Consider the following 26253-nt stretch of genomic DNA (forward strand, 5'->3'; position numbering starts at 1 on the left):
GCCTGTGGCTTTAGCTCATTGAGTTATAAGCACCATACTTTGCGTGATATGGCCCGCCAGCGTTTGCCGGTATGATAGGCGCCCCCGCAGTCTGGATTGCGAATACGCCATGACCCTGCAATACCCAACCATCGCCGATTGCGTCGGCAACACACCTTTGGTCCGCTTGCAGCGCATGGCGGGTAACACCAGCAATACCTTGCTGCTCAAGCTCGAGGGGAATAACCCGGCGGGCTCGGTCAAGGACCGTCCGGCGCTGTCGATGATCGCCCGTGCCGAGCAGCGCGGGCAGATCAAGCCCGGCGACACCCTGATCGAAGCCACCTCCGGTAATACCGGGATTGCCCTGGCCATGGCCGCAGCGATCAAGGGCTACAAAATGATCCTGATCATGCCCGACAACGGCAGCGCCGAGCGCAAGGCCGCGATGACCGCCTATGGCGCCGAGCTGGTCCTGGTGACCCAGGAAGAGGGCATGGAAGGCGCGCGTGATCTCGCCGAGCGCATGGCCGCCGAAGGCCGTGGCCAGGTGTTGGACCAGTTCGCCAACGGTGACAACCCCGAGGCGCACTACACCAGCACCGGCCCGGAGATCTGGCGCCAGACCCAGGGCACCATCACCCATTTCGTCAGCTCCATGGGCACCACCGGCACCATCATGGGTAACTCGCGCTACCTCAAGGAGCAGAACCCGGCGATCCAGATCGTTGGCCTGCAACCGATGGAAGGCGCGGCGATCCCGGGGATCCGCCGTTGGCCCGAAGAGTACCTGCCCAAGATCTACAACGCTGCCCGCGTCGATCGCATCATCGACATGGCCCAGCGTGAAGCCGAAGACACCACCCGTCGCCTGGCCCGTGAAGAAGGCATCTTCTGCGGCGTGTCCTCCGGCGGTGCGGTGGCGGGGATGTTGCGTTTGTCTGCAGAACTGGAAAACGCGGTGATCGTCGCGATCATCTGTGACCGAGGCGACCGCTACCTGTCGACCGGCATTTTCGACGCGCCCAACTGATGGCCAAGCAAGAGCGAGGCCTGCGCTTCCAGCCCACGGGTGGCAGCCGGGCGCCCCAAGTACCGGTCGGCAAAAAGCAGCGCCTGACCATTGAGCGCCTGGCCAATGATGGCCGGGGGATCGTGTTTTTCGAAGGCCGCACCTGGTTTGTGGTGGGTGCCCTGGCCGGCGAGGAAGTCGAGGCGCGGGTGCTGGGCGCCCATGGCAAAGTGGTCGAGGCCCGCACCGAGCGGGTGTTCAAGGCCAGTGAACTGCGGCGCCCGGCGCCGTGCGTCCATGCCGGTCGTTGCGGCGGTTGCAGCCTGCAACATTTGCCCCATGGCGAACAGCTTGCCCTGAAACAGCGCATGCTCGCCGAGCAATTGTCCCGTGTCGCCGGGGTCGAGCCCCAGGAGTGGGCCGCGCCGTTGAGCGGGCCCGAGTTCGGCTATCGCCGCCGCGCCCGTGTCGCGGTGCGCTGGGACGCCAAGGCCAAGCGCCTGGACGTGGGTTTTCGCGCCGTGGCCAGCCAGGACATCGTGGCCATCGACGATTGCCCGGTGCTGGTACAGGCCTTGCAACCGATCATGCAGCGTCTGCCCAATATGTTGCGGCGCCTGAGCAAACCTCAGGCCCTGGGGCATGTCGAGTTGTTCAGCGGCTCGTCGATTGCCGTGTTGCTGCGGCATATGGCGCCGCTGTCCGACGCTGACCTGCTGGTGCTGCAGGAATTTTGCGCGTTCCATGATGCCCAGTTGTGGCTGCATGGAGAGGGCGAGCCGCAGCCGTTCGCGGCCGGGCAGGCCCTGGGCTATCGTCTGGAGCAGTGGGACCTGGAGCTGGCGTACCGGCCGGGGGATTTTGTCCAGGTCAACGCCGGGGTCAATGAAGCGATGGTGGCCCAGGCGCTGGACTGGCTGGCACCGCGCTCCGACGAACGGGTACTGGACCTGTTTTGTGGCCTGGGCAACTTTGCCTTGCCCCTGGCCCGCCAGGTGCGTGAAGTGGTGGCGGTAGAGGGCGTGCAGGCCATGGTGGACCGCGCGGCCCTCAACGCAGGCAGCAATAATTTGCATAATGTGCAGTTTTTTCAGGCCGATTTGTCCCAGCCTTTGAGTGACGCGCAATGGGCCAAAGCAGGCTTTTGTGCGGTACTCTTGGACCCACCCCGCGATGGTGCCCTGGAGGTTGTGCGCAAGCTCGCCACTCTGGGGGCTGATCGCCTGGTGTATGTGTCCTGCAATCCAGCCACGCTGGCGCGGGACACTGTCGAGTTGGTCAAGCAAGGCTACCGGCTAAAACGTGCCGGGATCCTCGATATGTTTCCGCAAACCGCGCATGTCGAGGCGATGGCGTTATTTGAAGCGAGCTAGGATGCTCGCTTAGTCCGACTGGCCTGCGTTCTCCTGGGCCTGTGACCTGCCAGGGAGTTCGCGTTACAAGGGTCAGCGATTTTGACGCGCTACAGGCGCGTCGTAGGGAAGGTAAGCAAGATGGTACAGGTGAGAGCACACCAGCCGATCAACACCGACGGCAGTATCAATCTCGAGGCATGGCTGGATCATGCCGTCAGTGTCGATCCGGCACTGGACCGTGAAGCCTTGAAAACCGCCTGCGAGTTCGCTCGCGAGGCCGAACAGCAAGACAATGCGGCCAAGAATCTGTGGGCCGAAGGAACCTCCAGTTTCCGTACCGGGCTTGAAATCGCCGAGATCCTCGCCGACCTCAAGCTGGATCAGGACTCGCTGATCGCTGCGGTGCTCTATCGCGGCGTACGCGAGGGGCATATTGCGTTGCCCTTGGTCAGCCAGCGTTTCGGCGCGGTGGTGGCCAAGCTGATCGACGGCGTGCTGCGCATGGCTGCGATCAGCGCCAGCCTCAGCCCGCGCCAGTCGATGGTGCTGGGCACCCAGGGCCAGGTGGAAAATCTGCGCAAGATGCTGGTGGCGATGGTCGACGACGTACGCGTGGCGCTGATCAAGCTGGCCGAACGTACCTGCGCGATCCGTGCGGTGAAAACCGCCGATGACGAAAAGCGCAACCGTGTCGCCCGCGAGGTCTTCGATATCTACGCGCCCCTGGCCCACCGCCTGGGGATCGGCCATATCAAGTGGGAGCTGGAGGACCTGTCCTTCCGCTACCTCGAACCCGATCAATACAAACAGATCGCCACCCTGCTGCATGAGCGGCGGCTGGACCGTGAGCGCTTTATCAGCGATGTGATGGGCCAGTTGCGCTCGGAGTTGCAGGCGACCGGCGTCGAAGCCGATATCAGCGGGCGCGCCAAACACATCTATTCGATCTGGCGCAAAATGCAGCGCAAGGGCCTGGCCTTCAGCCAGATCTACGACGTGCGCGCCGTACGCGTGCTGGTGCCGGAAATGCGCGATTGCTACACCGCGCTGGGCATCGTCCACACCCTGTGGCGGCATATTCCCAAGGAATTCGACGACTACATCGCCAACCCCAAGGAAAACGGCTACCGCTCGCTGCACACGGCGGTGATCGGCCCCGAGGGCAAGGTGCTGGAAGTGCAGATCCGCACCCATGCCATGCACGAAGAAGCCGAGCTGGGGGTTTGCGCGCACTGGCGCTACAAGGGTACCGACGTCAAGGCGGGCTCCAACCAGTACGAAGAGAAAATCTCCTGGCTGCGCCAAGTGCTGGAGTGGCACGAAGAACTCGGCGATATCGGCGGCCTGGCCGAACAGTTGCGTGTGGATATCGAGCCAGACCGGGTCTATATCTTCACCCCCGACGGCCACGCCATCGACCTGCCCAAGGGCGCGACACCGCTGGACTTCGCCTACCGGGTGCACACCGAGATCGGCCACAACTGCCGTGGCGCCAAGATCAACGGGCGTATCGTGCCGCTCAACTACAGCCTGCAGACCGGTGAACAGGTCGAGATCATCACCAGCAAGCACGGCACCCCGAGCCGCGACTGGCTGAACCCGAACCTGGGCTACATCACCACGTCGCGGGCGCGGGCGAAGATTGTCCACTGGTTCAAGCTGCAGGCGCGGGACCAGAACGTCGCCGCCGGCAAGACCCTGCTCGAGCGCGAGCTGGGGCGCTTGGGCCTGCCTCAGGTGGATTTCGACAAGTTGGCCGAAAAAGCCAACATGAAGATTGCCGAAGACATGTTCGCCGCCCTCGGCGCCGGCGACCTGCGCCTGGCGCAACTGGTCAACCTGGCCCAGCAGTTGGTGGAGCCGGAGCGCGGCAGCGAACAACTGGAGCTGATTCCCCGCAAGGCCACCGGCTACAAGCCGGGCAAGCGCGGCGATATCCAGATCCAGGGCGTGGGCAACCTGATGACCCAGATGGCCGGCTGCTGCCAGCCGTTGCCGGGCGACGCGATCGTCGGCTACATCACCCAGGGCCGTGGGGTGAGCATTCACCGCCAGGATTGTGCCTCGGTGTTGCAACTGGGCGGGCGCGAGCCGGAGCGGATCATCCAGGTCAGCTGGGGCCCGGTGCCGGTGCTCACCTACCCGGTGGACATCATCATCCGCGCCTACGACCGTTCGGGGTTGCTGCGTGACGTCTCGCAAGTGCTGCTCAACGAGCGGATCAACGTACTGGCGGTCAACACCCGCTCGAACAAGGAGGACAACACCGCGTTGATGTCCCTTACCATCGAGATTCCGGGTCTGGACGCGTTGGGGCGGCTGCTGGGGCGTATCTCCCAACTGCCGAACATCATCGAGACCCGGCGTAACCGCACACCATGAATCGCTGGATGAGTGCGGCCTGAAATGTGGGAGCTGGCTTGTGTGGGAGCTGGCTTGCCTGCGATGCAGGCGCCTCGGTCTACCCGATACCGAGGTGCCTGCATCGCGGGCAAGCCCGGCTCCCACATTTGCTCGGTGGTTTTCCCACTTGATCGGATAGAGAACGATGTATTCACTTGAAGACCTGCTACACCTGATGAACCGTCTGCGCGACCCGCAATACGGTTGCCCGTGGGACATCAGGCAAACCTACGCCAGTATCGTGCCTCACACCCTGGAAGAAGCCTACGAAGTCGCCGACGCCATCGAGCGTGGGGATTTTGAGCATCTGCAAGGCGAGCTGGGCGACCTGTTGTTCCAGGTGGTGTATTACAGCCAACTGGCCCGGGAAGAAGGGCGCTTCGAGTTCGCCGGCGTGGTCGACAGCATCACCTGCAAGCTGATTCGCCGGCATCCCCATGTGTTCCCCACCGGCGACCTGTATGCGCCGCTGGATATCCCTCAGTTAAGCGAAGAGCAGGTCAAGGCGCGCTGGGAGCAAATCAAGGCCGAGGAGCGCGCAGAAAAATCCGACGCCCCGCAGCAACTGTCCCTGCTTGATGATGTACCCAACGCCTTGCCGTCCCTGTCCCGCGCCGCCAAATTGCAAAAGCGCGCGAGCCAGGTCGGCTTCGACTGGCCAGCGGCGCTGCCGGTGGTGGATAACGTGCGTGAAGAGCTCGATGAAGTGCTCGAAGCCATGGCCGACAATGACCCGGCAGCGATTGCCGATGAAGTCGGTGACCTGCTGTTTGCAGCGGTCAACCTGGCCCGGCACCTCAAGGTGGACCCGGAAACCGCCCTGCGCGGTGCCAATGCCAAATTCGAAAGGCGATTCCGATTTATCGAACAGGCATTGCGCGACACCCACCGTCCCATGGAAGATTGCACCCTCGAAGAGTTGGACGCCCTCTGGGGCGAAGCCAAACGCCAGGAAAAGAATGTGTCCAACTGCGGTTGAGCAGTTGCCTAAGTGAGTAAGCACCATGAGCATTTCCCTTCGCGACCAGTTGCTCAAAGCAGGCCTGGTCAATCAGAAGCAGGCCAAGCAGGTCGGCAAAGACAAGCAGAAGCAGCAGCGCCTGGTTCACAAAGGCCAGGCCCAGGCCGATGACACCCAGCAGCGCCTGGCCCTGGAAGCGCAGGCCGAGAAGGTCAAGCGCGACCAGGAGCTCAACCGCCAGCAGCAGGAAAAGGTCGAGGCCAAGGCCCGTGCCGCGCAGGTCAAGCAATTGATCGAGACCTCGCGCCTGCCCAAGTTGACCACCGAGGACTACTACAACTTCGTGGACGACAAGAAGGTCAAGCGCCTGTCGGTCAACACCTTGATGCGCAACAAGCTGAGCAATGGCTCGTTGGCGATTGTCCATCACGGTGGCGGTTACGAAGTTATTCCACGGGAGGCCGCGCTGAAAATCCAGGAGCGCGCACCTGAGCGTATCGTCCAGATGAACATCCTCACCGAGACCCAGGTGCCGGATGAGGATGATCCGTACGCCGCCTATCAGATCCCTGACGACCTGATGTGGTAAGGCGTTAAAAACAACAAACCCCGCTCAAAAGGCGGGGTTTGTGTTTATAGGCACTGCGGCTGCGTGGGCCGGGTGGCTATGGGATTTCAGCGCTTCAGGCGCTTGATGCCTGGCGTCTCATTTCGAGGGTTTCGAGCTCGTTTTTATAATTATGGGCGTCGCACTCGTTGTGAAACATACCGACCAGCAGGTCTTGTTGATGCACATCCCAGATATGAATCCCGTGGGCCAGGGCCTCGTGGGACATATGGGCATCGTCGCGTTCCGTTACTTTTACTGTCATCTGCTTGCTCCAGTCTCTGGTTGATCTGCGGCAAGGCGTCGCAGGCCTTTGTTATATATTTTGTTAGCTTGCTAAGTAAACTGACTTTGCACGCAACAATTCATTGCAGCAAACGCAACAATGCTCCAAGCCACGTAAACCGCGACATTGCGTCGCAGGGCCTGGGGTTTTATGACAAAAGCTTCATGTTCGAGTCAGGCTTTGGCCGGGTGCCAGGCCTTCCACCGCTATCCCAGGCGAGCCAGCTTGTATGGTTAGACTTGTAGGGGTGGTGGGACTAAAAGCCAGCATCTGACTCTAGCCAGTACAGACCGTGGGAGACTTCGTCCCACCCCTTCACCAAAGCGCCGATAAGGAATGCATCGGCCATGACCGACGATAGAAGCAAGCCAGCGCAACGGTGAAGCCCCGACAAGCCCGTAAACCCTAACCCGGAGCTTTTCTCATGGCAATGACTGTCTCGCAATCAATCATTGGAGTGGATGTCGCTAAAGCCGAAGTAGTTGTTTATCAAAGTGAAACTGCTGAAACAAAGATCGTATCGAACAAGAAAAGCGAGCTGAAGGCATGGCTGAAGTCTTTGCCTGCGGGCAGCGCCATCGCAATTGAAGCCACCAATATCTATCACGTGGATACCGTCAACTTGGCTCATTCGATGGGCCATATCGTTTACGTGATTGATGGATATCGCCTTAGCCATTACCGCAAAGGCACAGGTGTCGCGCTAAAACAACTTCAGTGATGCGCAGTTGCTGGCTCGCTACTTGAAGAATGAACAGGCTGATTTACGCGCCTGGAATCCGCCGCCGAAGATTTATACCAAGCTTCAAAGCTTGCTGCGTCGACGCGCAGCGCTGGTGAAAATGCGTGTTGCGCTGAATCAGAGCTGGGCGGGCGAGCCATCACTCAAGGCCTCGTCCAAGAGCATTTCAGCGTGTCTTGATAGGCATGAGGGGCTCATTGAGAAAAGGATATTAGATGCTGTTACTGAGGCGGGGCTTTTGCATCAGGTCAAGCGCTGCCAAGCCGTCGAGGGCATTGGTTTTCTGACAGCAGTTGCCCTGGTAATGGCGTTTCAGCGAGGAGAATTTGAAAGTGCTGACGCTTACATCGCGTTCTTGGGAATGGACTTGAGAGTATCCGATTCTGGGCAAATGAGCGGACGCCGCTCATTGAGCAAGAAGGGAGATTCAGAGATACGCAGATTGCTGCATAACGCGGCGTCAGCAGGTATCAGGTCAGAAGCCTGGAAACCTTTATACGAGGGTTATCTGGCCAGGGGCCTGAAAACGACTCAAGCCCTGGTCATCATTGGCCGCAAGCTGGCGCGCATCGCCTTTTCGCTCATGAAAAACCTGAGCGAATACCAGTCAAAAGCGGTTTTGGGGGCTTCCCCAAAACCATAGAATCTCCCACCTTGGAATGCACCACCTGTGGGAGCTGGCTTGCCTGCGATAACGCCAGTCGCCTCACTCCAAACGCCAGGCGAAAAAAAGCCCCGCATTTAGCGAGGCTCTTTTAAACACTCAACGATCAGCTGCCTTTCACAGCCTTGCCGTTGACCGTGCCGTCCAACAGCATGATGTTGTATTCCTTGCCGTCGGTTTCGACTTGTTGCAGGCGAACCAGCAGGTAATCCCAATCCTTGGCAAACCACATCACAGTAATGCGCTTGCTTTGCGTCGGGTCGCGCACGCGCTCAACCTTGATGGCGTCGATCTTGCCGGCCTTGGTCTCGACTTTCTCGGCACCCAGCACGCGGAAGTCATAGGTGTCGACCTCGCCGTCATCCACCACCTGGTAGCTCATGGTTTTCTTGCCGGCGGCCACGTCATGCTGCAGGGCCAACTGGTAAGTGGATTTGTCGACCATGCCACGGTTCAGCGGGATCTTCACCGCATCACCGCGATCGGTGCCGGTGACCATCTTGGCGGTCCAATCGAAGTCCAGGTCGGCTTTCTTGGCTTTACCCAGCCCACCCCGTTCAAAGTGGTAGGACTGTGGCAGCAAAGTATCCTTGTCCAGGGTCAAGGTGCTGGTTTCGGTCAGGCTGGCGATCATCATCGAGGCCTTGAAGCTGAGCTTCCAGGTACCGTCGGCGTTTTTTTCCAGGCTGCGTTCCGCAGTGCCGCTCATGGGCAACTGCTTCCAGTCGGCGGTATAGCTGGCGGAGAAAGGCTGAAGGTCTGCCGCGTGCACGGCAGGCAGGGCAAACAGAGCAAAAGCGAAGAGCAGGGCGCGACGCATAAAATCTCCTAGGTACGAATCAAGTGGCCGCTGGCCGCAAGTAACTGGCCATCCAACAATGCACCCTGTTCACCGAGAACCAAGCGGCCTTCGGCAAACCAGCGAACCGCCAGCGGGTAAATCCTGTGTTCCTGGGTGTGAACCCGTTGCGCAAGGCTCTGCGCTGAGTCCGCAGACTCTACCGGAACTACTGCCTGTACGACCAGAGGCCCGCCATCGAGTTCCTCGGTGATAAAGTGCACGCTGCAGCCGTGCTCCGTATCGCCGGCCTCAAGGGCCCGTTGGTGAGTGTGTAACCCTTTGTATTTAGGCAGCAGGGAAGGGTGGATATTCAGCAGGCGCCCCTGGTAATGGCGCACGAAATCAGCGCTGAGAATGCGCATGAAACCGGCGAGGACCACGAGCTTGGGGTTGAAGGCGTCGATCAATTCGATCAAGGCTGCATCGAAGGCCTCGCGACCGTCGAACGCCTTGTGATCCAGGGCGCGGGTGTCGATACCCGCGTCCTGGGCGCGTTGCAGGCCGTAGGCGTCGCTGCGGTTGGAAATCACCGCAGCGATGCGCACCGGGCTGTCGCCGGCGCGCGTGCTGTCGATCAGGGCCTGCAAGTTACTGCCGGTGCCGGAGAGCAGCACCACGACATCACAGGTTGCTGGCATCAGTGAGCCTTGAGGTTCTTCAGTTCAACCTGGGCAGCACCTTCGGCAGCCGTGGCGATCTGACCGATCACCCATGGCTGCTCGCCGGCTTCACGCAGAACGTTCAGCGCGGTTTCCACGTGCTCTTGAGCCACGCAGATGACCATGCCCACGCCGCAGTTCAGCACGCGGTGCATTTCGGTCTCGTTGACGTTGCCTTTCTCTTGCAGCCAGTCGAAGACCGCCGGGCGCTGCCAGCTGGCCACGTCGACGATGGCCTGGGCGCCTTTTGGCAGTACGCGCGGGATGTTGTCCAGCAGGCCGCCACCGGTGATGTGGGCCATGGCCTTGACCGCGCCGGTGTCCTTGATCAGCTTGAGCAATGGCTTGACGTAGATGCGGGTCGGGGCCATCAGCAGGTCGGTCAAAGGCTTGCCGTCGAGCTGGGTGTTCTCGATGTCGGCGCCGGACACTTCGATGATCTTGCGGATCAGCGAGTAGCCGTTGGAGTGCGGGCCGGACGATGGCAGAGCCAGCAGGGCGTCACCGGCAGCCACCTTGGAGCCGTCGATGATCTCGGCTTTTTCCACGACGCCGACGCAGAAGCCGGCCAGGTCGTAGTCTTCGCCTTCGTACATGCCTGGCATTTCAGCGGTTTCGCCGCCGACCAGGGAGCAACCCGACAGTTCGCAGCCAGCGCCGATACCGGTGACCACTTGTGCAGCGGTCTCCACGTTGAGCTTGCCGGTGGCGTAGTAGTCGAGGAAGAACAACGGCTCGGCGCCGCATACCACCAGGTCGTTGACGCACATGGCCACCAGGTCGATGCCGATGGTGTCGTGCTTGTTCAGGTTCAGGGCCAGGCGCAGCTTGGTGCCCACGCCGTCGGTGCCGGAGACCAGCACTGGCTGCTTGTAGCCGGCCGGGATCTCGCAGAGGGCGCCGAAACCGCCCAGGCCGCCCATGACTTCGGGGCGCGCAGTGCGCTTGGCGACGCTCTTGATGCGTTCGACCAATGCTTCACCGGCGTCGATGTCTACACCGGCGTCCTTGTAGCTCAGGGAGGGTTGCTTGCTCATGATCCAGGCCTTTAGGGGATTCAGGGGTAACGACCGATGCGGTGGGCACAGAAGCTGAACACTTCAGGACGCCCAGCCGTTGACGGTCTGCGAAGGCGCGCGATTTTATCAGGCTTGAGGGGCAGCGGCCATCCTCGGGCCGACGGGCAGGGGCATATGGTGCTAAAAAAACCTTAATAGGCGCCGCGATCGCCTGTATTAAGGTATAGCCTTTAACCCGCTATCGTTATGACAGTACGAAAACTTACCGGGGCCTTGTGAATGTTTTGCCGGTCGCTGTGGTCACAGCCTTGCTTAACCTTCTTCACGCGGCCTGTTCCAGCCGCTTTTTTGTCGTTCGGGAATCTTTTTTCATGGGTCTGAGTAGATACTTTTTTGTTGGCTGTTTGTCGTTGGTCAGCCTGGCCAGTCATGCCGAAACCGTTAATGGTCTTTATCAAGTGCTGGAGCCGGTCAGCAGCCAGGCGCCGGAGGAGCGCGAACAAGCTACCCAGCGCGCCCTGCAGACCCTGGTAGTCCGCCTCACCGGCGACGCCAAGGCCGCCCAGGGCCCTGGCCTGGCGGCGATCCGCAAGGATCCGCAACAGATCATCAGCCAGTACGGTTACGACGCCGGCCCGCCGGAAAGCCTGCAAGTGGATTTCGATCCGGTCAGCACCGACCGCGCCCTGCGCGATGCCGGCCTGGCGTTGTGGGGCAACAATCGGCCGTCGATCCTTGGCTGGTGGCTGAGCGATTCCACTGAAGGCAGCAGCCTGGTCGGTGATGGCCAGTCGGCTGCCGAGCCGCTGCGCCGTGCGGCCCAGCATCGCGGCCTGCCTTTGCGCCTGCCGCTGGGCGATCTCGATGAGCAGATCGTCGCCACCGCACCCACTCTTGAAAGTGCCGATCCGGCCCCTCTGCGTGCGGCCTCCGAGCGTTATGGCGCCGACGCCTTGCTGGCGGTGCATGCCCGTGAAGATGCGGGCCAATGGCAAGCCAAGTGGCGCCTGTGGCTGGGTGACAAAGCCGAGCAGGGCACGGTGCAGGGCGCCGACCCCGCGGCGTTGGCCGATGCCGTGCTGCTGGCAGTCAGCGAGCGCCTGGCGCCCCGTTTTGCGGTAAAAACCGGGGTGTCCAGCGAGCAGTTGCTGCAAGTGCAGGGCATGACCCTGGAGCGCTACGCCGCCCTCGGTCATCTGCTGGAGCCGTTTGGTGCTCAGTTGCAGCGGGTGGAGGGTGACCGGATCGTCTATCGCGTCAACGGCAGCAGCGAGCAGTTGCGCAGCCAATTGAGCCTGGCCAAGTTGCAGGAAGTGCCGGCCGGTGAGGCGCTCGCGCCACAACCTGTGCCGTCGCCCGTGGCCGAAGGCGCGCAGCCGGTGCCGCAAGCCGAGCCTGAGCCGCAACTGCGTTTCCGTTGGTAAATGTTCTTCCTTATATAGAAGCAAATAACAGATGGAGTGGTTTATGGCGGATACGCGTCGTTGGGTGTGGCTTGGCGGGATTGTCCTGCTGTGCGTCTTTGTATTCTTGCTGCATTCGATCCTGACGCCGTTCCTGGTCGCCTTGCTGCTGGCCTATCTGTTCGATCCTGTGGTGGATCGCCTGGAAAAGGCCGGGCTGTCGCGCACCTGGGGCGTGGTGGCGGTGTTTGCGCTGTTTACCCTGATCGTCATGGCGCTGTTGCTGGTGCTGGTGCCGATGCTGGCCAAGCAACTGTTGCGCCTGTACGAACTGGCGCCGCAAATGCTCGATTGGCTGCAGCACACGGCCATGCCCTGGGTGCAGTCCAAACTCGGCCTGGCCGATGGCTTCTGGAAGTTCGACCAAGGTCAAGGCCGCGATCAGCGAGCATATGGGCCAGACCACCGATATCGTCGGGGTGATCCTCAGTCAGGCCACGGCCTCCAGCCTGGCGTTGATTGGCTGGCTGACCAACCTGGTATTGATCCCGGTGGTGGCGTTCTACCTGCTGCGTGACTGGGACATCATGATGGCCAAGATCCGCAGCCTGCTGCCCCGTGATCGCGAGGAGCGCATCGTGTCCCTGGCCGGGGAGTGCCATGAGGTGCTGGGCGCCTTTGTCCGTGTGGGCAGTTGCTGGTGATGGTGGCGCTGGGGATTATCTACGCTGGCGGGCTAATGGCGATTGGCCTGGAACTGGGCCTGTTGATCGGCATGATTGCCGGCCTGGCGGCGATTGTGCCGTACATGGGCTTTGTCATCGGGATTGGTGCGGCGCTGGTGGCTGGCCTGTTCCAGTTTGGCGGTGACTTGTACCCGATGCTGGGGATTGTCGCGGTGTTCATGGCCGGCCAGGCCCTGGAAGGCATGGTGCTGACGCCGTTGCTGGTGGGCGATCGCATCGGCCTGCACCCGGTGGCGGTGATCTTTGCGATCCTGGCGGGCGGCGAGCTGTTCGGCTTTACCGGCATCCTCCTGGCGCTGCCGGTAGCGGCGGTGATCATGGTGCTGGTGCGCCATGTGCACGATGTGTACAAGGATTCGGGCGCCTATACGGGCGCCGATGACCCCCAGTTGTAAGACTGATCACAAACCCGGCTCAAGGCCGGGTTTGTTGTCTGTGGGGCTTGGCATTTAGCCATCGCGCCAAACAATCTCCAAAAAATCCAATGAGTTAACGCAAACCTTTGATTTTGCTTGTGGTCTGTTGCATTGTGCGCCCGGCGTCACGGGTATAAACTTTGCAAACTTTTCACAGAGGCCACTAACGGTTCGATTGGGACCGTTCAGTCAGCATGAAACCGATTCAGCTGCCCCTAGGTGTGCGTCTGCGTGACGACGCTACCTTCATCAATTACTACCCAGGCGCCAATGCCGCTGCACTCGGCTATGTCGAGCGGCTCTGCGAAGCCGACGCCGGGTGGACGGAAAGCCTGATCTACCTCTGGGGCAAGGACGGCGTGGGGCGTACCCACCTGTTGCAGGCCGCCTGCCTGCGCTTTGAGCAGATGGGGGAGCCAGCGGTGTATTTGCCGTTGGCCGAACTGCTGGACCGTGGCATCGGCATCCTCGATAACCTCGAGCAATACGAACTGGTGTGCCTGGATGACCTGCAAGCCGTTGCCGGCCGGGCGGACTGGGAAGAAGCGCTGTTCCATCTGTTCAACCGCCTGCGCGACAGCGGCCGGCGCCTGTTGATTGCCGCCTCTACCTCGCCACGGGAATTGCCGGTCAAGCTGGCAGACCTCAAGTCGCGGCTGACCCTGGCGCTGATCTTCCAGATGCGCCCACTGTCCGACGAAGACAAGCTGCGTGCCCTGCAACTGCGCGCTTCGCGTCGTGGCCTGCACCTGACCGATGAAGTCGGGCATTTCATCCTCACCCGTGGCACCCGCAGCATGAGCGCGCTGTTCGACTTGCTCGAACAACTCGACCAGGCCTCGTTGCAGGCCCAGCGCAAGCTCACCATTCCCTTCCTCAAAGAAACCCTCGGCTGGTAGCCAGCCCTTTAAAACCGGGGCTCCTGGCAAATTACAGGCGTCAGAAAACCTGCGTTTGGGCCGCTCTGGCCACGCAAAAGGGTCTAAATGGGGTTCAAGGGCTTAGATGACATAGGTCAAACAAGAAGTCACATAGATCACGATTGAATTTGCAAATCGATGTCATAGAAGGCATAGTCTCGACTTCTTTACATATCAGCCACGGTCGTGCCCATGCTAAATCGCTTCGCACCCCTCGTGCCTCTCGCACTCGTTACCCTGTTGTTTGGTTGCGCCACCCACCCCCAGCAGGTGGTCGAGCAGCAAAAGCCACAACAACAGCATCAAGCCAAATTCGTCGCAGCACAGTCTTCTTCTGTTTATGAAGAAGAGGTGGCGACCGAAAAAGAACTGGCTGAGTTCGCCGACAGCAAGCCTTATCAACTGCCACTGCTGGCCGACAGTATCCTCGAACGCGGCATGTCCCTGATCGGTACCCGTTACCGTTTCGGTGGTACCTCTGAAGCCGGTTTCGACTGCAGTGGCTTTATCGGCTACCTGTTTCGTGAAGAAGCCGGCATGAACCTGCCGCGCTCCACCCGCGAAATGATCAACGTGGATGCACCGTTGGTCGCACGAAACAACCTCAAGCCCGGCGATCTGCTTTTCTTCAGTACCAACGGCCGTGGTCGCGTCAGCCACGCCGGTATCTACCTGGGCGATGACCAGTTCATCCACTCCAGCAGCCGCCGTAGCGGTGGGGTGCGGGTCGATAAGCTGGGTGACAGCTACTGGAGCAAAACCTTCATCGAAGCCAAGCGCGCGTTGGCGATGGCCCCGACTACCGTTACCGCTCGCAAGTAAAGTTAAAGTGATACTTGAAGTTTGACGCGTAAGCGCTAGAATCCTGAGATATTGTTGCGAACCTGACCGCGCAAGCTTGCTTGCGCGGTCTAGTTTTCAGCGTTCGGCAGCGAAAGCCGCATCCAGATCAGGATTGTTCTGCCCATGTCGACCTCGGCCCGCCTAATTCTTGTTGTTTGCGCCGCACTGCTCAGTGCCTGCGCCAGCCGTCCTCCACCTGCGCCTGTGGCCGTCAAGCCCAAGCCGGTATTCAACTATTCCACCCAGAACTTTTCGCCAGTGGCCGAAGATGTGCTGTTTCGCGCCCTGGGCCTGGTGGGCACGCCTTACCGCTGGGGCGGCAACACCCCGGATTCGGGGTTTGATTGCAGTGGTTTGATTGGTTTTGTCTACCGCGACGCCGCGGGCATCTCGCTGCCGCGCACCACTCGCGAGCTGATTGTGATGCGGGCCCAGGACGTACGCGAAGATGCGCTGCAGACCGGCGACCTGCTGTTCTTCGCCACGGGCGGCGGCTCGCAGGTCAGCCATGCCGGCATCTACGTGGGTGAGGGGCGTTTCGTGCATGCGCCGCAAACCGGCGGTACGGTGAAGCTTGATACCTTGTCCAAGGCCTACTGGCAGAATGCCTATTTGAGCGCCAAGCGCGTGTTGCCGGCGGGGCAATTGGCGCGTAATCCCTAAGCCAAATATAAAACCCAATGTGGGAGCGGGCTTGCCCGCGATGGCGGTGTGTCAGTGGATAGATTCCTGACTGATCCACAGCCATCGCGGGCAAGCCCGCTCCCACAGTTGTTTTGGGGTGCTCGCAAATCATTTATTTGGCTGAAGACACCCGCCACACCTTATTCCCCACATCGTCCGCCACCAGCAACCCGCCTTGCTGGTCGATCACCACGCCCACCGGCCGGCCCATGGCTTTCTCATCACTGTTGAGAAAGCCGGTCAGCACATCCACCGGCGCGCCGTTGGGCTTGCCCTCCGCAAATGGCACAAAGATCACCTTGTACCCACTGTGCGGCTTGCGATTCCACGAACCGTGCTGGCCGATAAAAGCGCCTTGGGCAAATTGCGCCGGTAGGGTGTTGCCTTCGGCAAAGGTCAGGCCCAGCGACGCGGTGTGGGGGCCGACGGCATAGTCCGGCGCAATGGCCTTGGCCACCAGGTCCGGGTCCTGCGGCGTGACCCGTACATCCACATGCTGGCCGTAATAGCTGAACGGCCAGCCATAAAAGCCGCCATCCTTGACCGAGGTGATGTAGTCCGGCACTAGGTCGCTGCCGATTTCATCGCGCTCGTTGACTGCCGTCCACAGCTTGCCGCTTTGCGGCTCCCAGGCCATGCCATTGGGGTTGCGCAGCCCGGAGGCAAAAATCCGCTGCTTGCCGCTGGCCCGGTCGACTTCCCAGATCGCCGCACGCCCCTGTTCGGCTTCCAGGCCGTTTTCACCGACGTTGCTGTTGGAGCCTACGCTCACATACAACGTGTTGCCGTCCTTGCTGGCCACCACGTTTTTCGTCCAGTGGTGGTTGAGCGGACCGCCCGGCAGGTCGATGACCTTGGTGCCCTGGGCCTTGATCGCGGTTTCTCCCGGTTGATAGGGGAAGCGCAGCAGCTTGTCCGAGTCGGCCACATACAGGTCGTTGCCCACCAGGGTCATGCCAAACGGCGAGTTGAGGTTTTCCAGGAACACCGTGCGGGTTTCTGCCACGCCATCATGGTTGGCATCGCGTAGCAGGGTGATACGGTTCGGGCTGGGTACGCCGGCACCGGCACGGCCCATGACCTTTTCCATGACCCAGCCGCGAATGCCCTTGGAATCATCCGGCTTGGGCGGCGCATTGGTCTCGGCCACCAGCACGTCGCCATTGGGCAATACATACAGCCAGCGCGGGTGATCCAGGCCTTCGGCAAAGGCGCCAACCTGGGTGCCGGCGGCGGCCTTGGGCTTGGCCCCGGCGGGCCAGCCAATCGCCGGGGCGATGTTGACGGTGGGGATCAGGGTTTTATTCGGTTCCGGCAGCTTGGGCGACGGCCCGGTGCCATCGGATACCTGCAAGGTTGAGCTTTCGCCACAGGCAGCGAGTGCGCCTGCGGCCATGATCAGTAGGGCGAGTCGGGTCTTGTGCATGTTTTTCTCCTCAATGCCTGTAGTCATAGAGGTATGGCGCGCGGCGATGGTTCAAGTACGTGGCCGGCTTTAATTGACGCTGTACCCCCAACCCACTAACCTTCGCCGCTTGTTTCAGGTGCTCTGTGGCGTACGCGCCGACCGAGTGAAACAGGGAAGCCGGTGAGTGTGCGCACTTTTCTACAGTGTGGCCACGATCCCGGCGCTGCCCCCGCAACGGTAAATGAGTCAAGACGCTGCTTTTGCCACTGTATCGCCTGCGATATGGGAAGGCGCATCGTCGGCTTGCCCTGGTCAATCGGGCGCCACTCATGAGCCCGGAGACCGGCCTGATTCATCCAACAGCATCACGGTGGGCGATGCTTGGCTTCATTTAAGTTGTCTTTTCCTGCCCGCCGTTTTTGTCCAGCCCCAACGGAGAGCTGCCATGACTGATACCCCTGATCGTGACGAACGCCACCTGGCGCGCATGCTGCGCAAAAAAGCGGTGATTGACGAGCGCATTGCCAATTCACCGAATGAATGCGGTTTGCTGCTGGTGTTGACCGGCAACGGCAAAGGCAAGAGCAGTTCGGCGTTTGGCATGCTCGCCCGGGCCATGGGGCACGGTATGCAATGCGGTGTGGTGCAGTTCATCAAGGGCCGTAACAGCACCGGTGAAGAACTGTTCTTCCGCCGCTTCCCCGAGCAGGTGCGCTTCCATGTGATGGGCGAGGGCTTTACCTGGGAGACCCAGGACCGCCAGCGCGATATCGCCGCCGCCGAAGCGGCCTGGAAGGTTTCCCGGGAAATGTTGCAGGATCCATCCATCGGCCTGGTGGTGCTGGATGAGCTGAACATCGCGCTCAAGCACGGCTATCTGGACCTGGACCAAGTGTTGAGCGACCTGCAAGCCCGGCCACCGATGCAGCACGTGCTGGTCACCGGCCGCGGCGCCAAACCGGAACTGATTGAAATGGCCGATACCGTCACCGAAATGGGCATGCTCAAGCACGCGTTCCAGGCCGGTATCAAGGCACAGAAAGGCATCGAACTTTGAACCAGCCGCGCCATTGCCCAGCGGTGTTGATCGCCGCGCCGGCGTCAGGCCAGGGCAAGACCACTGTTACCGCCGCGCTGGCCCGTTTGCATCGCAACCTGGGGCGCAAGGTCCGGGTGTTCAAGTGCGGCCCGGACTTTCTCGACCCGATGATCCATGAGCGCGCCAGTGGTGCGCCGGTCTATCAATTGGACATGTGGATGGTCGGCGAGCAGGAAAGTCGTCGCCTGTTGTGGGAAGCCGCGGGGGAGGCGGACCTGATCCTGATCGAGGGCGTGATGGGCCTGTTCGACGGCACACCGTCCAGCGCCGACCTGGCGCGCCATTTTGGCGTGCCGGTGCTGGCAGTGATCGACGGCACCGCCATGGCCCAAACCTTTGGCGCCCTGGCGCTGGGGTTGGCGCGTTACCAGGCGGACCTGCCGTTCGCCGGGGTCCTGGCCAACCGCGTCGGCACCGTGCGCCATGCGCAGTTGCTGGAAGGCAGCCTGACTGAAGGCCTGCGCTGGTACGGCGCGCTGTCCCGGGAAACCGGGATCGAGCTGCCCAGCCGCCACCTGGGCCTGGTGCAGGCCAGCGAGTTGAATGACCTCGACCTGCGCCTGGATGCTGCCGCCGCCGCCCTGGCCAGCAGTTGCGAGGTAGCGCTGCCACCGCCGGTGGAATTCGCTGCGCCGGAGGTGATCGAGGCCCAGCCGTTGCTGGCCGGGGTGCGGATTGCCGTGGCCCGTGACGAAGCCTTTGCCTTCACCTATGGCGCCAGCCTCGACTTACTGCGGGCGATGGGCGCGCAGTTGCACTTCTTCTCGCCGATCCATGACCGCGTGCTGCCCGACGCCGACAGCCTCTATCTGCCCGGTGGCTACCCGGAGTTGCATCATCAGGCGCTGTCGCAAAACACCTCGATGCTGCAGGCGATCCGCGCCCACCACAGCGCCGGCAAACCATTGCTGGCCGAATGCGGCGGCATGCTCTACCTGCTCGACTCCCTGACCGATGTCGAGGGCACGCGTGCCGAACTGCTGGGGCTGCTGCAAGGCGATGCGGTCATGCAGAAACGCCTGGCGGCCCTGGCCCTGCAAACGGTCGAATTGCCGGAAGGCGAATTGCGCGGCCACACCTATCATCATTCCCTGACCAGCACGCCGTGGCAGCCGATTGCCCGTGGCCTGAGCCCCAATGGCGGGCGCGGCGCCGAGGCGGTGTATCGCCAGGGGCGGATGACGGCCTCCTATGTGCACTTTTATTTCCCGTCGAACCCGGTTGCAGTGGCCGCGCTGTTTGCGCCGGATCGAGACGCCGCCAACGCAGGCGATTGTATTGCAACGGTAGGCGCGGGCTTGCCCGCGATAGGGTCATGACCGACAACGCCTTCCCCCAGGCCGAGCGCGATGCCATCTACCGCGCCATTGCCGAACGCCGCGACATGCGCCACTTCAGTGGCGGCACCGTCGCCCCCGAGTTGTTGCACCGCCTGCTGCACGCCGCGCACCAGGCCCCCAGCGTCGGCCTGATGCAGCCCTGGCGCTTTATCCGCATCAGCGACCGCAACCTGCGTGGGCAGATCCAGCAGTTGGTGGAAGCCGAACGCATCCGCACCGCGCAAGCCCTGGGCGAGCGCTCGGACGACTTTATGAGGCTCAAGGTCGAAGGCATCCACGACTGCGCCGAGGTGCTGGTGGCGGCGTTGATGGATGACCGTGAGCGGCATATTTTCGGGCGTCGGACCTTGCCGGAAATGGACCTGGCCTCGCTGTCCTGTGCAATCCAGAATCTATGGCTGGCGTCCCGCGCCGAAGGCCTGGGCATGGGCTGGGTGTCACTGTTCGAACCCCGGGACCTGGCTGACCTGCTGGGCCTGCCACCCGGTGCCAAGCCCCTGGCCGTGCTGTGCCTGGGCCCGGTGACGGAGTTTTATCCGGCACCGATGTTGCAACTCGAAGGCTGGACCGAACCGCGTCCGCTGAGTGACATGCTGTATGAGAATTATTGGGGAGTGAGTCAATGAGTGTGGCCTTGCTGAGTGTCGCTGCAGTGGCGCTGGATGCGCTGCTGGGCGAGCCCAGGCGCTGGCATCCGCTGGTGGCGTTCGGCAATTTTGCCGGGCGCATCGAGCAACGTTTCAACTCCGCGGGGCGTGGCTGGCGCAGCCATGGCGTGAGCGCGTGGTTTATCACGGTGATACCGCTGACCTTGCTGGCCACGGCCTTGTCCTGGGCGCCTTACTTCGGCTGGGTGATCGAGATCCTCGCGTTGTACCTGGCCCTGGGCATGCGCAGCCTGGGCGAGCACGTGTTGCCGGTGGCCCAGGCCCTGCGCAGCGGCGACCTGGACGAAGCACGCACGCGCGTGAGTTACCTGGTCAGCCGCCAGACCAGTGAGCTGGACAGCACCGAAGTGGCCCGCGCAGCCACCGAGTCGGTGCTGGAAAACGGCAGCGACGCGGTGTTTGCCGCGCTGTTCTGGTTTGTCGTGGCCGGCGTGCCCGGCGTGGTGCTGTACCGCCTGAGCAATACCCTGGATGCCATGTGGGGCTATCGCAATGAACGTTTTGAACGTTTTGGCTGGGCGGCGGCGAAGATTGACGACCTGCTGAATTACATCCCTGCGCGGCTGGTCGCATTGACCTACGCCGTGCTCGGCAAGACGCGCCTGGCGCTTACATGCTGGCGCCGCCAGGGGCCGACCTGGGACAGCCCGAATGCCGGGCCGGTGATGGCTGCGGGCGCTGGCGCCCTGGGCGTCGAGTTGGGCGGGGCAGCGATTTATCACGGTGAGTTGCACCAGCGTCCGATCCTCGGCGAAGGGCCGCCGGCCGATGCCGATTCCATCGAGCGTGGCTGGCAGTTGGTGCAGCGCGGCGTGTGGCTGTGGGTGTTGATCCTGTGTGCGGGGGCGCATTTCTATGCTTGAACACGGTGGACGGCTGCGCAAGGCGGCGCTGCAGTACGGCATTGCCCAGGAAGACTGGCTGGACCTGTCCAGTGGCCTCGCGCCCTGGCCCTGGCCCATCCCGCCCATCCCGCTGCGGGCCTGGGCCCGCTTGCCAGAGACCGATGATGGCCTTGAACAAGCAGCCTGTGATTACTACGGCGCGGCCCAGGTATTGCCGGTACCGGGCTCCCAGGCGGCCATCCAGTTGCTGCCGCGCCTGCGCCGGGCGGGCAAGGTCGGCGTGTTGTCGCCGTGCTATGCCGAGCATGCCGAAGCCTGGCGCCGCGCCGGTTACATCGTGCGCGAGGTGCTGGAGCAGGAAGTCGACTTCTTCCTCGACAGCCTCGACGTGTTGGTGGTGGTCAATCCCAACAACCCCACCGGTCTGAGCCTCACGCCCCAGCGCCTGCTGGATTGGCATGCGCGCCTGGCCGAGCGCGGTGGCTGGCTGGTGGTGGATGAGGCCTTTATGGACAACACCCCGCACTTGAGCCTGGCGAGCCAGGCCAATCAAGTCGGGCTGATTGTGTTGCGCTCGTTCGGCAAGTTTTTCGGCCTGGCTGGGGTGCGTCTGGGTTTTGTGCTGGCCGAACGCAAACTGCTCAAGCTGCTGGCCGAACAGGTCGGGCCGTGGGCGGTGAGCGGGCCGGCCCGGGAGTTGGGCCAGGTCTGCCTGCGCGACAGCGCCGGCCATACCTACCAGCGCCAGCGCTGCGAAGACGCCAGCCAGCGCCTGTTCCGCCTGCTGGAGCAGTATGGCCTGCGCCCGCAAGGTGGCTGCGCGCTGTTCCAGTGGCTGATCAGCGATCACGCCGAGCAGTTGCATGAATTCATGGCCCAGCGCGGCATCCTGCTGCGCCTGTTTGTCCACGACAGCAGCCTGCGTTTTGGCCTGCCCGGGACTGATGCCGATTGGCTGCGCCTTGAACAGGCCCTGACTGCCTGGAAGCAAACCTCATGACCACCCTGATGGTGCAAGGCACCACCTCCGACGCGGGCAAAAGCACCCTGGTGACCGCACTGTGCCGTTGGGTCGTGCGCCAGGGCGTGCCGGTGGTGCCCTTCAAGCCGCAGAACATGGCGCTCAACAGCGCGGTGACAGCAGAAGGTGGCGAAATCGGCCGCGCCCAGGCTGTGCAGGCCCAGGCTGCCAACCTGGCGCCGCACACCGATATGAACCCGGTGCTGCTCAAGCCCAATAGCGACACCGGCTCCCAGGTCATCATCCATGGCCGCGCCGTGACCAGCATGAATGCCGTGGCCTATCACGACTACAAGGCCATCGCCATGCAGGCGGTGCTGGCCTCCCACGCGCGTTTGAGTGCGGCCTACCCGGTGGTGATGGTCGAAGGCGCAGGCTCGCCGGCCGAGATCAACCTGCGGGCCAATGACATTGCCAATATGGGCTTCGCCGAAGCGGTGGATTGCCCGGTGTTGCTGATTGCCGATATCAATCGCGGCGGGGTATTCGCCCATCTGGTGGGCACCCTGGAGCTGTTGTCGCCGTCGGAACAGGCGCGGGTCAAGGGCTTTATCATCAACCGCTTTCGCGGCGATATCGCCCTGCTGCAACCGGGCCTCGACTGGCTTGAGGCGCGCACCGGCAAGCCGGTGGTGGGGGTGCTGCCGTATGTGATGGACCTGCACCTGGAAGCCGAGGATGGCATCGACCAGCGCCAGATCGACAAGGCGGCGCAGGTGCTCAAGGTGGTGGTGCCTGTGCTGCCGCGCATCAGCAACCACACCGATTTTGACCCGCTGCGCCTGCATCCCCAGGTGGATTTGCAGTTTGTCGGCCCGGGCCAGGCAATCCCCGCCGCCGACCTGATCATCCTGCCCGGCTCGAAAAGCGTGCGCAGCGACCTGGCCTACCTGCGCGCCAATGGCTGGGACACCGCCATTGCCCGGCACCTGCGTTACGGCGGCAAGGTGCTGGGCATCTGCGGTGGCCTGCAGATGCTGGGCGAGCAGGTTCACGACCCACTGGGTCTGGAAGGGCCTGAGGGCTCCAGTGATGGCCTGGGCCTCCTGGCGTTCAGCACCACCCTGGAAGCCGAGAAACAATTGCGCAATGTGCACGGCCGCCTGGTGCTGGAAGAGGCGTCGGTCAGCGGGTATGAGATCCATGCGGGCGTGACCCGAGGTGCCGCCCTGGCGCAGCCAGCGGTACGCCTGGATGACGGCCGCAGCGACGGTGCCTGCAGCGATGACGGGCAAATCCTCGGCACGTATCTGCATGGCCTGTTCGAAACCCCGGCGGCCTGCAGCGCCGTGTTGCGCTGGGCCGGTTTGCAGGACGTGCAGGAAGTGGATTACCACGGCTTGCGCGAGCGCGATATCGAGCGCTTGGCGGACCTGGTGGAACAGCATCTGGATACCCGATTGCTGCGTCAGCTATGTGGGATTTGAGGGCTTGACCATGTTGCAACTGATCCTCGGCGGCGCCCGCTCTGGTAAAAGCCGCCTGGCGGAAAAACTCGCCAGCGACAGCGCCATGCCTGTCACCTATATCGCCACCAGCCAACCCCTGGACGGTGAGATGAATGCGCGCGTGGCCCTGCATCGCCAGCGCCGTCCCAGCCAGTGGGGGTTGATCGAGGAACCTCTGGAATTGGCGCGGGTTCTGCGTGAAAACGCGGCCCCTGGGCATTGCCTGCTGGTCGATTGCCTGACCCTGTGGCTCACCAACCTGTTGCTGCTGGACGACCCGCAGCGCCTGGGCGTCGAGCGTGAATCCCTGCTGGACTGCCTGGCGTCGCTGCCGGGCGAAATCATTTTTGTCAGCAACGAGACCGGTCTGGGTGTCGTGCCGCTGGGCGAATTGACTCGCCGCTATGTGGATGAAGCCGGATGGCTGCATCAAGCCTTGGCCGAGCGGTGTCAGCGTGTAGTGCTGACCGTTGCCGGCCTGCCCCTGACTTTGAAAGGTACTGCGTTATGAGCCCATCCTGGTGGCTGGACCCGTGCAAGGCGCTGGACGCTGCGGCTTATGAACAAGCCCTGGCCCGCCAGCAACAACTGACCAAGCCCGCCGGGTCCCTGGGGCAACTGGAAGCGTTGGCGGTGCAACTGGCCGGTTTGCAGGGCCGGGTCAAACCGACGGTCGAGCAGGTGTGGATCGCCATCTTTGCCGGCGATCACGGAGTGGTCGCGGAAGGGGTCTCGGCCTATCCCCAGGAAGTCACCGGGCAGATGCTGCATAACTTTGTCAGCGGTGGCGCGGCGATCAGTGTGCTGGCCCGCCAACTGGATGCACAGCTGGAAGTGGTGGATCTGGGCACCGTGAAGCCGTCGCTCGACCTGCCGGGCGTGCGCCACCTGAATATCGCCCCGGGCACGGCCAATTTTGTGCTGGGCGCGGCCATGACCGAGGCCCAGGGCCAGTTGGCCCTGGCGGCGGGGCGTGACAGCGTGCAGCGCGCGATCAAACGCCGGTGCGCAGCTGTTTAGATTGGCGGTGAGATGGGCATCGGCAACACCACTGCCGCCAGTGCGCTGGCCTGTGCCTTGCTCGATTGCCAAGTCAGCGACCTGACCGGTCCCGGCACCGGCCTGAATGCCCAGGGCGTGAGCCATAAAGTGGCGGTGATCGAGCGGGCCCTGGCATTGCATGCCGGGCAGCGGGGCGACCCGTTGCAGACCTTGTTCAATCTCGGTGGCCTGGAGATCGCCGGGTTGGTGGGGGCCTATCTGGCCTGCGCCCAGGCGGGGGTGGTGGTGCTGGTCGACGGGTTTATCTGCAGCGTCGCGGCGCTGGTCGCCACGCGCCTCAACCCGTCGTGCCGGCCATGGCTGTTGTTCGGCCATCGGGGCGCCGAGCCGGGCCATCGCCATGTGTTGCATAGCCTTGAAGCCCAGCCACTGCTGGAACTGGGCCTGCGCCTGGGCGAGGGCAGCGGCGCGGCGCTGGCGGTGCCGCTGTTGCGTCTGGCCTGTGCGTTACACGGGCAGATGGCGACATTTGCAGAAGCGGCCGTGGCGGACCGCCCGGCATGACCTTGCACCTGGACCTGCTACGCCATGGTGAGACCGAACTGGGCGGCGGTTTGCGCGGCAGCCTGGATGATGCCCTGACCGCCAAGGGCTGGGCACAGATGCGCGAGGCGGTGCTGGCGGGCGGGCCGTGGGATCGTCTGGTCAGCTCGCCGCTGCAGCGCTGCGCGCGTTTTGCTGAGGAGTTGGGCGCACGCCTGAACCTGCCGGTGAGCCTGGAACAGGATCTGCAGGAACTGCACTTCGGCGCCTGGGAAGGGCAGAGCGCGGTGCAATTGATGGAAACCGATGCCGAGGCATTGGGGCTTTTCTGGGCTGATCCGTATAGCTTTACGCCGCCGGATGGCGAGCCTGTCGAGGCCTTTTCCCAGCGTGTACGGGACGCTGTCCTGCGTCTGCATCAGCTGTATGCCGGCCAACGGGTGCTGCTGATCAGCCATGGTGGCGTCATGCGTTTACTGCTGGCCCAGGCCCGCGGCTTGCCCCGTGAGCAGTTGCTGAATGTCGAGGTGGGCCACGGCGGCCTGTTCAGCCTGCGGGTCGAGGCCGACGGTGTGTTGAGCGAGGGCGCCTGAATGTTGCCATTCTGGATTGCCTTGCAGTTTCTCAGCAGCCTGCCGATTCGCCTGCCGGGCATGCCGCAACCCCAGGAGCTGGGGCGCTCGCTGCTGTTTTATCCGCTGGTGGGGCTGTTGTTCGGGTTGCTGCTGTGGGGCTTGAACATGCTGTTAATGGGCGCGCCCTTGCTGTTGCACGGGGCCTTGCTGCTGACGGCGTGGGTGTGGCTCAGTGGCGGCCTGCACCTGGATGGCCTGGCGGACAGCGCCGACGCCTGGCTGGGTGGCTTTGGCGACCGAGAACGCACCCTGAGCATCATGAAGGACCCGCGCAGCGGCCCGATTGCTGTCGTGACCCTGGGCTTGGTGCTGCTGCTTAAATTCACCGCGCTGGTGGCGCTGATCGAGCAACACAATGGCGCCGCCTTGATCCTCGCCCCATTGATCGGTCGCAGCTCGTTGCTGGCACTGTTTCTCACCACCCGCTATGTGCGTGCCGGGGGCCTGGGCCAGGCGCTGGCTGACCATTTGCCACGGATTGTCGGGCAGCTGGTGCTGATCCTCAGTGGCCTGGCGTGTGTGTTGATCGGCGGTTTCAGCGGCGGGATTGCGGTGTTGCTGGCGGCCATCTGCTTTGTGGGCTTGCGGCAGGTGATGATCAATCGACTGGGCGGCACCACCGGTGACACGGCCGGCGCCTTGCTGGAACTGCTCGAAGTGGCGGTGTTGATCGGCCTGGCTCTGTAACACTTTCTTGCATTTCC

Annotated in this window: 23 protein-coding genes, 3 pseudogenes and 1 riboswitch; of the genes and pseudogenes, 21 read left to right on the plus strand and 5 right to left on the minus strand. The window is 62.4% G+C overall.

The genetic code is table 11. From position 1 onward, the window contains the following. The first annotated feature begins 109 nt into the window (after positions 1 to 109). The 5 genes from cysM to PSH80_RS07005 all read left to right on the plus strand — a co-directional run bounded on the left by cysM (position 110) and on the right by PSH80_RS07005 (position 6299). A complete protein-coding gene (cysM, locus tag PSH80_RS06985; protein ID WP_057438752.1) occupies positions 110 to 1012 on the plus strand; it encodes a cysteine synthase CysM in 903 nt (300 codons plus the stop codon). After that, positions 1012 to 2364, plus strand: a complete 1353-nt coding sequence (gene rlmD, locus PSH80_RS06990) for a 23S rRNA (uracil(1939)-C(5))-methyltransferase RlmD (RefSeq protein ID WP_057438753.1) — start codon at positions 1012 to 1014, stop codon at positions 2362 to 2364. Before cysM ends, rlmD begins: the two co-directional genes overlap by 1 nt. A 120-nt stretch (positions 2365 to 2484) precedes the next feature. Then, positions 2485 to 4728 (plus strand): GTP diphosphokinase, encoded by a 2244-nt coding sequence (gene relA / locus PSH80_RS06995; RefSeq protein WP_099168065.1) that lies wholly within the window; start codon positions 2485 to 2487, stop codon positions 4726 to 4728. Positions 4729 to 4894: 166 nt separating this feature from the next. Next, the gene (mazG, locus tag PSH80_RS07000; RefSeq protein WP_305419652.1) at positions 4895 to 5728 is read left to right on the plus strand and encodes a nucleoside triphosphate pyrophosphohydrolase; all 834 of its coding nucleotides are present in this window, start codon (positions 4895 to 4897) and stop codon (positions 5726 to 5728) included. Between the two features lie 25 nt (positions 5729 to 5753). Continuing rightward, entirely contained in the window at positions 5754 to 6299 is a 546-nt protein-coding gene (locus tag PSH80_RS07005; protein ID WP_057958846.1) for a DUF2058 domain-containing protein, read from the plus strand. A gap of 94 nt (positions 6300 to 6393) precedes the next feature. Here the strand turns inward: PSH80_RS07005 and PSH80_RS07010 are convergent, their stop codons facing one another. Next, positions 6394 to 6582 carry a hypothetical protein gene (locus PSH80_RS07010; RefSeq protein ID WP_057438755.1) on the minus strand — a complete coding sequence of 63 codons (189 nt, stop codon included), beginning with the start codon at positions 6580 to 6582 and terminating at the stop codon, positions 6394 to 6396. 445 nt (positions 6583 to 7027) lie between these two features. Here PSH80_RS07010 and PSH80_RS07015 point away from each other — a divergent pair. Beyond that, a pseudogene (locus PSH80_RS07015) lies at positions 7028 to 7988 on the plus strand (IS110 family transposase). A gap of 127 nt (positions 7989 to 8115) precedes the next feature. Here PSH80_RS07015 and PSH80_RS07020 read toward each other — a convergent pair. Genes PSH80_RS07020 through purM form a run of 3 tightly spaced genes read right to left on the minus strand, consistent with a single transcriptional unit; the run spans position 8116 to position 10546 of the window. Further along, a complete protein-coding gene (locus tag PSH80_RS07020) occupies positions 8116 to 8829 on the minus strand; it encodes a DUF3108 domain-containing protein (RefSeq protein WP_057444555.1) in 714 nt (237 codons plus the stop codon). Between the two features lie 8 nt (positions 8830 to 8837). Further along, positions 8838 to 9488 (minus strand): phosphoribosylglycinamide formyltransferase, encoded by a 651-nt coding sequence (purN, locus tag PSH80_RS07025; RefSeq protein WP_305419655.1) that lies wholly within the window; start codon positions 9486 to 9488, stop codon positions 8838 to 8840. Further along, on the minus strand, positions 9488 to 10546 hold the full coding sequence (gene purM / locus PSH80_RS07030; protein WP_032857036.1) for a phosphoribosylformylglycinamidine cyclo-ligase: 1059 nt from the start codon (positions 10544 to 10546) through the stop codon (positions 9488 to 9490). The genes purN and purM overlap by 1 nt, the downstream gene beginning before the upstream one ends. A 353-nt stretch (positions 10547 to 10899) precedes the next feature. Between purM and PSH80_RS07035 the strand changes: the two genes are divergently transcribed. The 5 genes and pseudogenes from PSH80_RS07035 to PSH80_RS07055 all read left to right on the plus strand — a co-directional run bounded on the left by PSH80_RS07035 (position 10900) and on the right by PSH80_RS07055 (position 15519). Next, positions 10900 to 11952: a DUF2066 domain-containing protein gene (locus tag PSH80_RS07035; RefSeq protein WP_305419658.1), complete on the plus strand. Its 1053-nt coding sequence runs from the start codon at positions 10900 to 10902 to the stop codon at positions 11950 to 11952. A gap of 43 nt (positions 11953 to 11995) precedes the next feature. Continuing rightward, positions 11996 to 13072: pseudogene (locus PSH80_RS07040) on the plus strand (AI-2E family transporter). A gap of 215 nt (positions 13073 to 13287) precedes the next feature. Next, positions 13288 to 13992: a DnaA regulatory inactivator Hda gene (hda, locus tag PSH80_RS07045; protein WP_032857040.1), complete on the plus strand. Its 705-nt coding sequence runs from the start codon at positions 13288 to 13290 to the stop codon at positions 13990 to 13992. 213 nt (positions 13993 to 14205) lie between these two features. Continuing rightward, complete coding sequence (locus tag PSH80_RS07050; RefSeq protein WP_057958849.1) at positions 14206 to 14835, plus strand: C40 family peptidase; 630 nt, start codon at positions 14206 to 14208, stop codon at positions 14833 to 14835. A 144-nt stretch (positions 14836 to 14979) separates the two neighbouring features. Beyond that, positions 14980 to 15519, plus strand: a complete 540-nt coding sequence (locus tag PSH80_RS07055; RefSeq protein WP_057444557.1) for a C40 family peptidase — start codon at positions 14980 to 14982, stop codon at positions 15517 to 15519. Positions 15520 to 15652: 133 nt separating this feature from the next. Here the strand turns inward: PSH80_RS07055 and PSH80_RS07060 are convergent, their stop codons facing one another. Further along, a complete protein-coding gene (locus tag PSH80_RS07060; RefSeq protein ID WP_169989945.1) occupies positions 15653 to 16966 on the minus strand; it encodes a sorbosone dehydrogenase family protein in 1314 nt (437 codons plus the stop codon). Positions 16967 to 17065: 99 nt separating this feature from the next. Continuing rightward, positions 17066 to 17314, plus strand: a riboswitch (cobalamin riboswitch). Positions 17315 to 17393: 79 nt separating this feature from the next. On the opposite strand from PSH80_RS07060, the gene cobO reads away from it, so the two are divergent. The 10 genes and pseudogenes from cobO to PSH80_RS07110 all read left to right on the plus strand — a co-directional run bounded on the left by cobO (position 17394) and on the right by PSH80_RS07110 (position 26236). Further along, the gene (gene cobO, locus PSH80_RS07065) at positions 17394 to 18005 is read left to right on the plus strand and encodes a cob(I)yrinic acid a,c-diamide adenosyltransferase (protein ID WP_057438761.1); all 612 of its coding nucleotides are present in this window, start codon (positions 17394 to 17396) and stop codon (positions 18003 to 18005) included. Next, positions 18002 to 19366: a cobyrinate a,c-diamide synthase gene (locus PSH80_RS07070; RefSeq protein WP_305419662.1), complete on the plus strand. Its 1365-nt coding sequence runs from the start codon at positions 18002 to 18004 to the stop codon at positions 19364 to 19366. Before cobO ends, PSH80_RS07070 begins: the two co-directional genes overlap by 4 nt. Further along, complete coding sequence (gene bluB, locus PSH80_RS07075) at positions 19363 to 20013, plus strand: 5,6-dimethylbenzimidazole synthase (RefSeq protein WP_057438763.1); 651 nt, start codon at positions 19363 to 19365, stop codon at positions 20011 to 20013. Before PSH80_RS07070 ends, bluB begins: the two co-directional genes overlap by 4 nt. Next, positions 20010 to 20918: an adenosylcobinamide-phosphate synthase CbiB gene (gene cbiB, locus PSH80_RS07080; RefSeq protein WP_057438764.1), complete on the plus strand. Its 909-nt coding sequence runs from the start codon at positions 20010 to 20012 to the stop codon at positions 20916 to 20918. Before bluB ends, cbiB begins: the two co-directional genes overlap by 4 nt. Continuing rightward, positions 20911 to 21900, plus strand: coding sequence for a threonine-phosphate decarboxylase CobD (cobD, locus tag PSH80_RS07085; protein ID WP_057958852.1), 990 nt, complete (start codon positions 20911 to 20913; stop codon positions 21898 to 21900). The genes cbiB and cobD overlap by 8 nt, the downstream gene beginning before the upstream one ends. Beyond that, positions 21897 to 23348 (plus strand): cobyric acid synthase, encoded by a 1452-nt coding sequence (locus PSH80_RS07090; protein WP_057958853.1) that lies wholly within the window; start codon positions 21897 to 21899, stop codon positions 23346 to 23348. The genes cobD and PSH80_RS07090 overlap by 4 nt, the downstream gene beginning before the upstream one ends. A gap of 10 nt (positions 23349 to 23358) precedes the next feature. Then, positions 23359 to 23880 (plus strand): bifunctional adenosylcobinamide kinase/adenosylcobinamide-phosphate guanylyltransferase, encoded by a 522-nt coding sequence (gene cobU, locus PSH80_RS07095; RefSeq protein ID WP_057958854.1) that lies wholly within the window; start codon positions 23359 to 23361, stop codon positions 23878 to 23880. After that, positions 23877 to 24935 (plus strand): annotated as a pseudogene (cobT, locus tag PSH80_RS07100) (nicotinate-nucleotide--dimethylbenzimidazole phosphoribosyltransferase). The gene cobU and the pseudogene cobT overlap by 4 nt, the downstream one beginning before the upstream one ends. Further along, positions 24932 to 25507: an alpha-ribazole phosphatase family protein gene (gene cobC / locus PSH80_RS07105; protein ID WP_305419665.1), complete on the plus strand. Its 576-nt coding sequence runs from the start codon at positions 24932 to 24934 to the stop codon at positions 25505 to 25507. Before cobT ends, cobC begins: the two are co-directional and overlap by 4 nt. After that, positions 25508 to 26236 carry an adenosylcobinamide-GDP ribazoletransferase gene (locus PSH80_RS07110; protein ID WP_305419666.1) on the plus strand — a complete coding sequence of 243 codons (729 nt, stop codon included), beginning with the start codon at positions 25508 to 25510 and terminating at the stop codon, positions 26234 to 26236. Positions 26237 to 26253: the final 17 nt, after the last annotated feature.

Source organism: Pseudomonas sp. FP818, from assembly GCF_030687335.1.
GTDB lineage: Bacteria > Pseudomonadota > Gammaproteobacteria > Pseudomonadales > Pseudomonadaceae > Aquipseudomonas > Aquipseudomonas shahriarae.

Coding starts and splice junctions, on each gene's coding strand:
- cobC (WP_305419665.1), top strand. CDS start 24,932: ATGACCTTGCACCTGGACCTGCTACGCCATGGTGAGACCGAACTGGGC.
- PSH80_RS07055 (WP_057444557.1), top strand. CDS start 14,980: ATGTCGACCTCGGCCCGCCTAATTCTTGTTGTTTGCGCCGCACTGCTC.
- purN (WP_305419655.1), bottom strand. CDS start 9,488: ATGCCAGCAACCTGTGATGTCGTGGTGCTGCTCTCCGGCACCGGCAGT.
- cobD (WP_057958852.1), top strand. CDS start 20,911: ATGCTTGAACACGGTGGACGGCTGCGCAAGGCGGCGCTGCAGTACGGC.
- cobO (WP_057438761.1), top strand. CDS start 17,394: ATGACTGATACCCCTGATCGTGACGAACGCCACCTGGCGCGCATGCTG.
- PSH80_RS07110 (WP_305419666.1), top strand. CDS start 25,508: ATGTTGCCATTCTGGATTGCCTTGCAGTTTCTCAGCAGCCTGCCGATT.
- purM (WP_032857036.1), bottom strand. CDS start 10,546: ATGAGCAAGCAACCCTCCCTGAGCTACAAGGACGCCGGTGTAGACATC.
- cobU (WP_057958854.1), top strand. CDS start 23,359: ATGTTGCAACTGATCCTCGGCGGCGCCCGCTCTGGTAAAAGCCGCCTG.
- cbiB (WP_057438764.1), top strand. CDS start 20,010: ATGAGTGTGGCCTTGCTGAGTGTCGCTGCAGTGGCGCTGGATGCGCTG.
- PSH80_RS07010 (WP_057438755.1), bottom strand. CDS start 6,582: ATGACAGTAAAAGTAACGGAACGCGACGATGCCCATATGTCCCACGAG.
- PSH80_RS07020 (WP_057444555.1), bottom strand. CDS start 8,829: ATGCGTCGCGCCCTGCTCTTCGCTTTTGCTCTGTTTGCCCTGCCTGCC.
- cysM (WP_057438752.1), top strand. CDS start 110: ATGACCCTGCAATACCCAACCATCGCCGATTGCGTCGGCAACACACCT.
- mazG (WP_305419652.1), top strand. CDS start 4,895: ATGTATTCACTTGAAGACCTGCTACACCTGATGAACCGTCTGCGCGAC.
- PSH80_RS07060 (WP_169989945.1), bottom strand. CDS start 16,966: ATGCACAAGACCCGACTCGCCCTACTGATCATGGCCGCAGGCGCACTC.
- bluB (WP_057438763.1), top strand. CDS start 19,363: ATGACCGACAACGCCTTCCCCCAGGCCGAGCGCGATGCCATCTACCGC.
- hda (WP_032857040.1), top strand. CDS start 13,288: ATGAAACCGATTCAGCTGCCCCTAGGTGTGCGTCTGCGTGACGACGCT.
- PSH80_RS07005 (WP_057958846.1), top strand. CDS start 5,754: ATGAGCATTTCCCTTCGCGACCAGTTGCTCAAAGCAGGCCTGGTCAAT.
- PSH80_RS07035 (WP_305419658.1), top strand. CDS start 10,900: ATGGGTCTGAGTAGATACTTTTTTGTTGGCTGTTTGTCGTTGGTCAGC.
- PSH80_RS07090 (WP_057958853.1), top strand. CDS start 21,897: ATGACCACCCTGATGGTGCAAGGCACCACCTCCGACGCGGGCAAAAGC.
- PSH80_RS07050 (WP_057958849.1), top strand. CDS start 14,206: ATGCTAAATCGCTTCGCACCCCTCGTGCCTCTCGCACTCGTTACCCTG.
- rlmD (WP_057438753.1), top strand. CDS start 1,012: ATGGCCAAGCAAGAGCGAGGCCTGCGCTTCCAGCCCACGGGTGGCAGC.
- relA (WP_099168065.1), top strand. CDS start 2,485: ATGGTACAGGTGAGAGCACACCAGCCGATCAACACCGACGGCAGTATC.